The sequence below is a fragment of the Streptomyces sp. TM32 genome (genome assembly GCF_004122755.1).
Classification (GTDB): domain Bacteria; phylum Actinomycetota; class Actinomycetes; order Streptomycetales; family Streptomycetaceae; genus Streptomyces; species Streptomyces sioyaensis.
Genome location: NZ_SDIG01000268.1, coordinates 1 through 5,476, shown reverse-complemented (window position 1 = coordinate 5,476; position 5,476 = coordinate 1). Strand labels below are relative to the sequence as shown.

The window sequence follows — 5,476 nt, the reverse complement described above, 5'->3', positions numbered from 1 at the left end:
GGCGGGGGAGGCGGCGTGGCCGGGACCGCCGGCGCGGGCCGGGTCTCCTCGTCGGGCGCCGTAGGGGCGCTGCGGGCCGTCTCCTGGAGGGCTTCCCGGGCCTGCCACGCTTCCCGTTCCGCCTGGCGGGCTCGCTCTTGCGGTGTGTGCGCCGCTGGTTCCGGGGCGGTGGGCTGCCGGGCCTTCGAGCGGCGGGCCGTCCGTACGGCGCGATAGCGGGTGATCGTCCCCAGCGTGAAGATCGTCAGGACCAGCAGCACCATCAGCTCGCCGATGAGGATGCCCCAGAAGAGGCCGTAACCGGAGAGCTGGTCCTTGGGGGTGTCGGGCCAGGCGGCGGCCATGTTGTGCGGTGCGGAGACCAGATGGCGCAGCGCCATCGGCGTACCGGGGTAGGTGACGCCGGTGGGCCAGGCACCGTGGGCGAAGAAGCCGGACAGGCCCGTCGCGCTCCACACCAGCACGGTCAGGCCCAGCAGGAAGGCGAGCAGCCCGACCAGCAGGGAGTCGGGGACGCCGCGTCCCCGGGGGGCGGGCGCGTCGCGGTAGCCGCCGGCGCCCCGTTCGTCGTCGTATCCGGGCCTCACGCCACCGTCTCGCTCGACTCGTCTCTCCACTGCCGCTCCATCGCCATCGCGTCGGCGCGTGCCTCGGCCTCGGCGTCCGCCGCCGCCTGGAGGGCGCGCGCCTCGTCCGTCGGCATCGCGGAGGCCTCGGTCATCGCCCGGTCGGTGTAGACCAGCGGGCGTTCGGCCTCGGTGATGAGGTGTTTGACGACCTGGACGTTGCCGTTGACGTCCCAGACGGCGATGCCGGGGGTGAGGGTCGGGATGATCTCGACGGCCCAGCGGGGCAGGCCGAGCACCCGGCCGGTGGCCCGTGCCTCGTCGGCCTTCTGGGCGTAGATCGTGCGGGTCGAGGCCATCTTGAGGATCGCCGCGGCCTCGCGGGCGGCGGCGCCGTCGACCACATCGCTGAGGTGGTGGACGACGGCCACGAACGACAGGCCGAGCCGGCGGCCGAACTTCAGCAGCCGCTGGAAGAGCTGGGCCACGAAGGGGGAGTTGATGATGTGCCAGGCCTCTTCCACCAGGAAGATGCGCTTCTTGCGGTCGGGGCGGATCCAGGTGTGCTCCAGCCAGACGCCGACGATCGCCATCAGGATCGGCATCGCGATGGAGTTGCGGTCGATGTGCGAGAGGTCGAAGACGATGAGGGGGGCGTCGAGGTCGATGCCGGCCGAGGTGGGCCCGTCGAACATGCCGCGCAGGTCACCGTCGACGAGCCGGTCGAGGACCAGCGCGACGTCCAGGCCCCAGGCCCGGACATCGTCTATGTCGACGTTCATCGCCTCCGCCGACTCCGGTTCCGGGTGCCGCAGCTGCTCGACGATGTCGGTCAGGACGGGCTGCCGGTCGGTGATGGTCTCGGTGACGTACGCGTGGGCGACCTTGAGGGCGAAGCCGGAGCGCTCGTCCAGGCCGTGGCCCATCGCGACCTCGATGATGGTGCGCAGCAGGGCCAGCTGGCCGGTGGTGGTGATCGACGGGTCGAGGGGGTTGAGGCGGATCCCGCCGTTGAGGGCGGCGGTCGGGTCCAGGCGGATGGGGGTTATCCCCAGCTCCTCGGCGATGAGGTTCCATTCGCCGACGCCGTCCTCGCCCTGGGCGTCCAGGACGACGACCTGGCGGTCGCGGAACCGCAGCTGGCGCAGGACGTAGGTCTTCTCCAGCGCGGACTTGCCGTTGCCGGACTCGCCGAGGACCAGCCAGTGCGGGGCCGGCAGCTGCTGGCCGTAGAGCTGGAACGGGTCGTAGATGTAGCCCTTGCCGCTGTAGACCTCACGGCCGATGATCACGCCGGAGTCGCCGAGACCGGGGGCGGCGGTGGGCAGATACACCGCCTGGGCCTGGCCGGTGGAGGTGCGTACGGGCAGCCGGGTCGTCTCCACCTTCCCGAACAGGAAACTGGTGAACGCGTCGGTGAGCGCTCCGAGCGGATCGAGCATGGCCATGACGTACGCGCCTCCCAGCGGCTTTAGCGGCGGATTCCGGTCGCGAACGGCAGGGTGTTGACGAACGCCCGGTGGTGCTCGCGGTCGCACCACTCCAGCTTGAGGTAGGACTTGCCGGCCGAGGCGCGGATGGTGCGCTTGTCGCGGGCCAGCGCCTCGGGCGAGCGGGAGGAGACCGTGAGGTAGCCGACGAGGTTGACGCCGGCGGCGCCGGAGGCCAGGTCCTCGCCGCGCTGGTCCACGCGGCCGTGGTGGGCGACGTCCCGCGGGTCGACGACGCGGTTCATCTTGGCGGCGCGGCTGGCCTCGGCGTCGTCGTTGGTCTTCTCCGTCAGCATCCGCTCGATGGCCACCTCGGTGGGCTCCAGGTCCATGCAGACCGCGACCGTACGGATCACGTCCGGGGTGTGCACCAGGAGGGGCGCGAGGAAGTTGACGCCCACCGGGGTCAGCGGCCACTCCTTGACCCAGGCGGTGGCGTGGCACCACGGCGCGCGGGTCGTCGACTCACGCGTCTTGGCCTGCAGATAGGTCGGCTCCATCGCGTCGAGCTCGGCCGGCCAGGCGTTGCGCTTGCTCATCGCCTGGATGTGGTCGATGGGGTGGTCCGGGTCGTACATGGAGTGCACGAGGGAGGCGAGCCGGGCCTGGCCCAGCGGCTGGCGGACCCGGATGTCGGCCTCGGCGAGCCGGGCGCAGATGTCGGTGAGTTCACGGGCCATCACGACCGCGAGACCGGCGTCCCGGTCCAGCTTCTTGCGCAGCAGCCCGCTCTGGTGCATCCGGGCGGCGCGTGCCATGGTCTGCGCCTCGGCGGCCAGCTCGCGGGTGTAGTGCATACAGGCGACGAGGTAGGCGCGGTGCTGCTCGGAGGAGGTGGAGACCATCGACTGGAGCTGGTCGTAGGACTCCTGCAGCCAGGCCGGGGAGGAGCGGTCGCCGCGCTGGGCGACGTCCTTGGCGTGCGCGTCCGGGTCGGCGGGCAGCGTACGGGCGAGCATCTGCAGCCGGGTCACATACCCGTCGCCGTTGGCCACGTGCTTCAGCAGCGTCCCGAAGCGGTCGACCAGCGCCTCCTGGTCCTCGCTGTCCCGCAGGCCGACGCCCGGGCCCTCGATCTCGATGGCCGCGGTCACCGTCTTGCGGTCGGCGTGCAGCAGGACGGCGATCTCGTCCGGCCCGAACGGCGCGGACAGCCAGTTGATCCGGCCGATGCCGGGCGGCGGGCCGATCTCGACCTCCCGGCCGTCCAGCCGGACGCCCGCCTCGGCGGCGCCGGAGCGGTAGGTGGCGCCGCGGCGGACCGTACGGCGGAAGCTGCGCCGGATCTCGAACCACTTGTAGAACGTCCGGCCCTTGTACGGCACGTAGACGAGGGCGAGCCCCAGCATCGGGAAGCCGGTGAGGGACACGATCCGCAGCGGCAGCATGGGCACCAGCAGACCGCACATCATCCCGAGGAACGCGCCGACGATGATCAGCGCGATCTCGCCGGTCTCGCGGTTCTTGCCGACGATCGCGTTGGGCCGGGCGCGGCCGATCAGGTACGTGCGGCGGGGCGCGATCGGGTGGGAGTGCGTGCTCAACGCCCGTCACCTCCTGCTGTCTTGCCGGTGCGGGAACTGCTGCTCGGGCCGGGGTGGGTGTTCGTACGGGGAGCGGGGGTGGCGGGCGCCGGGCCACGGCCGCCGCCGGTGCGGGAGCTGTGTGCGGCGACCCCGCCGGCCACCGCGTCGGCCGGCCGGGACTGGCCGCCCTGCGTGCCCTGCGACTGTCCGCCGTCCCCGCCGGACCTGCGGGAGCTGTGGGTCTTGATGCCCTGGGAGACCAGCGCGGCCGGCGAGGAGATCATCGCGGCGGCCTGGCTGCCGTCGGTGGCCCGGCCCTTGTTCGTACGGGCCGAGACCATCTCGTCGCCGAAGCCGGGGACGAAGCGGTAGATCACCGCGCTGGCGAAGATGGCGAGGATGATGATCGCTAGGCCGGAGACGACGGCGGAGAAGGCGTTCGGACCCTTGTCGTGGGAGAGCGCACCGGCGATACCCAGCACGATGACGATGACCGGCTTCACCATGATCACCGCGATCATGATGCCCGCCCAGCGGCGCACGTGCCCCCACATGTTCTTGTCGACCAGGCCCGCGTAGACGACCGTGCCGAGCAGCGCCCCGACGTAGAGCAGCGCGGCCCGGATCACCAGCTCCAGCCACAGCACACCGGCGGCGAGGACCGAGACCAGCGACACCACGATCAGCATGATCGGTCCGCCGCCGATGTCCGTGCCCTTTGTGAGCGCCTGCGAGAACGCGCCGAAGAAGGTGTCGGTCTGCGCCCCCGTCGCCTTCGCGAGGATCTCGGTGACGCCGTCGGTCGCCGACACGATGGTGTAGAGGATGAGCGGGGTGAAGGCGGAGGCGAGCACGGTGAGCCAGAGGAACCCGACCGCCTCACCGATCGCCTCCGTCAGCCGCACCCCGCGCACGGCGCGCTTGGCGACGGCCAGCAGCCACAGGACGAGGGTGAGGATGGTGGAGGCGGCGAAGACGACGGCGTACTGCCGCAGGAAGGCGGCGTTGGTGAAGTCCACCTGCGAGGTGGACTTCACCGCGTCCGACAGCTTGGTGACGATCCACGCGGCGGCCTTGGCGAACCCCTTGGCCAGCGAGCTGAGGGGGTCGAGGGGGTTGTCGTCGGTGAGGCCGCCGGGCGCCTTGGGCGCGCCGGATCCGGCTTTGTCGCCGGATTGGCAGTAGGCCTTGGCGGGGCCGCGGATGAGGTCACAGGGGTCACTGCCCGGCGTGGGGTCCGGCGCCGCGAAAGCGCGGGAGGCCAGGAGCACAGCGGTTGTCTGGACGACCGTCACCAACGCGGCGAGGGAGAGGGCGCGGCGACGACTGTTAGCGGGCATAGGTGAACCCTCCGAACCCTTGCACGGCCTTGGTCATATCCCCTGCCGATGCGGCAGCTTGGTCCCTTCCGACCGGAGCGGGGCCGTCCTTCTGCGTGAAGTCGGTGACCTTCCAGTCCCCGTCCATCCACTTCAGGTCGAAGGTGTTCGTGTACCAGCTTTCCGATACGGGGTTCTTGGACTGCGCTCCTGCCAGGCCGAAGAGGGCGGAGTACCAGACCGAGACCTTGGCGGTGTCACCCTTGAACGATTCGGTCTTTGTGCCGACCGGGTTCGCGCGCGAAACGAAGGTCATGCCGCTGGGCGCGGTGCCGTCCGGCTTGAGGCCGATCCTGCCGAGGAAGGCGGGGTCGGAGTACACCTTGTCGAGGGCGCTCCTGCGCGCCGCCGCCACGGATGGCGCATAGACGGCGTCGGCGATCTCGTGCCGTCGGGCGGCCTTGTACATGCCGTCGCTGGTGAGCGCCACCGCATAATTCGCCCCCGCCGACTCCGCCCCCTGTTCCGTCTTCGGGAAGCCCGTGGCGATGCCGCCGTTCTTGCCGGTGACCGGC

The 5,476-nt window shown here is 71.0% G+C and carries 4 protein-coding genes and 1 pseudogene; all 5 read right to left on the bottom strand.

Features of this window, described 5'->3' with window-relative positions; genetic code table 11:
* Positions 1-587 (bottom strand): annotated as a pseudogene (locus tag EST92_RS30855) (type VI secretion protein); the annotation flags it as partial.
* Entirely contained in the window at positions 584-2,008 is a 1,425-nt protein-coding gene (locus EST92_RS30850; RefSeq protein ID WP_129283966.1) for an ATP-binding protein, read from the bottom strand. The pseudogene EST92_RS30855 and the gene EST92_RS30850, both read right to left, overlap by 4 nt.
* A gap of 29 nt (positions 2,009-2,037) precedes the next feature.
* Positions 2,038-3,600, bottom strand: coding sequence for an SCO6880 family protein (locus tag EST92_RS30845; protein WP_129251339.1), 1,563 nt, complete (start codon positions 3,598-3,600; stop codon positions 2,038-2,040).
* Positions 3,597-4,922, bottom strand: coding sequence for a hypothetical protein (locus EST92_RS30840; RefSeq protein WP_129283965.1), 1,326 nt, complete (start codon positions 4,920-4,922; stop codon positions 3,597-3,599). Before EST92_RS30840 ends, EST92_RS30845 begins: the two co-directional genes overlap by 4 nt.
* The coding region (locus EST92_RS31460; RefSeq protein ID WP_129283964.1) for a hypothetical protein at positions 4,912-5,476 on the bottom strand (565 nt) is incomplete at its 5' end. The genes EST92_RS30840 and EST92_RS31460, both read right to left, overlap by 11 nt.